General features: G+C 69.3%; 2 protein-coding genes and 1 pseudogene. 2 read left to right on the top strand and 1 reads right to left on the bottom strand.

The window, feature by feature from the left end:
• Positions 1-264, top strand: a 264-nt coding sequence (locus NQ160_RS23280; RefSeq protein ID WP_257517383.1) for an ABC transporter permease, incomplete at its 5' end; no start/stop codon positions are given.
• A 14-nt stretch (positions 265-278) separates the two neighbouring features.
• On the opposite strand, the gene NQ160_RS23275 is transcribed toward NQ160_RS23280, so the two are convergent.
• The gene (locus NQ160_RS23275; protein WP_257517382.1) at positions 279-704 is read right to left on the bottom strand and encodes a MarR family winged helix-turn-helix transcriptional regulator; all 426 of its coding nucleotides are present in this window, start codon (positions 702-704) and stop codon (positions 279-281) included.
• Between the two features lie 56 nt (positions 705-760).
• Here NQ160_RS23275 and NQ160_RS23270 point away from each other — a divergent pair.
• A pseudogene (locus NQ160_RS23270) lies at positions 761-1,012 on the top strand (DUF2207 domain-containing protein); the annotation flags it as partial.

Here is a 1,012-nt window from a genome sequence, read left to right as displayed (position 1 = left end):
GAGTTCCAAGCCGTGCAGTTCATGCCGCTGCTCGTCTTTCCGCAGATCATCCTGGGTGGGCTGCTGATGCCCCGCGATGAGATGCCCGACGTGCTGTACGCGATCAGCGACTGGCTTCCGCTCAGTTACGCAGTCGATGCGATCAACGCGGTGACCGCAGGCGAGGAGGGCAGCGACCTGTGGGGTCCGCTGCTGGTCGTCGTGGCCTTCGCTGTCGGCTTCCTCGTGCTCGCGCCGCTGACCCTGCGGCGCCGGACGCCCTGAGCGCGGCGTCTGCGTCAGACCTCGCGCAGCTTCGTCGCGAGGTCCCGGAGCTGCCGCAGCTCGTCGTCGTCGAGCACCGACATGCGGGCGGCGATCGACTGCCCGTGGCGGGTGGCCAGACGGCGGAACATCGCGGCGCCCTCCGGTGTCGCCTGGAGCACGGCCCCGCGCCCGTCGGTGGGGTCGGCGCATTTGGTCAGGAGTCCCCGTGACACCATGCGGTCGACCAGGCGCGAGACGCTCGGCTGGCTGATGAGCATGTTGGCGGTGACTTCGCGCAGCCGCGCGCCCGATTCGCACCGGGTCACCGTCAGCAGCACGTCGTACTCCGCCTGGGTCAGCCCCGATCCGTCGAAGTCGTCGCTGATCTCCTGGAACACCTCGTACTGAGCCCGGAACAGCGCCTCCCAGGCATCCACGGCGAGGCGTCGGTCGGTCATGGGGACAACTTTAGCCCCGCCGATGTCGGCACTCGCCCTCGGAATAGGCTGAGCACATGGTGCGCATGCGAGTACGTGTCAGTGTGTTGCTGGGCCTCGTCGCGGCCGCGTTCGCGGTGTCGGCGGGGGCGGCTGCGCCCGCGTCGATGCCGGCGCAGGTCGTCGCCGTCGGCGCCGTATCTGCGGACGTCGACGACTTCACCTTCGACAGTCTCGACGCGGACTACACCCTCACCCGCGCCGAGGACGGCACGAGCCGGCTGCGCGTGGTGGAGACGTTCGTCGCCGAGTTCCCCGACATCGACCAG

This window comes from Microbacterium sp. zg.Y909 (assembly GCF_024626565.1).
This window is presented reverse-complemented; position numbering and strand designations above follow the sequence as displayed.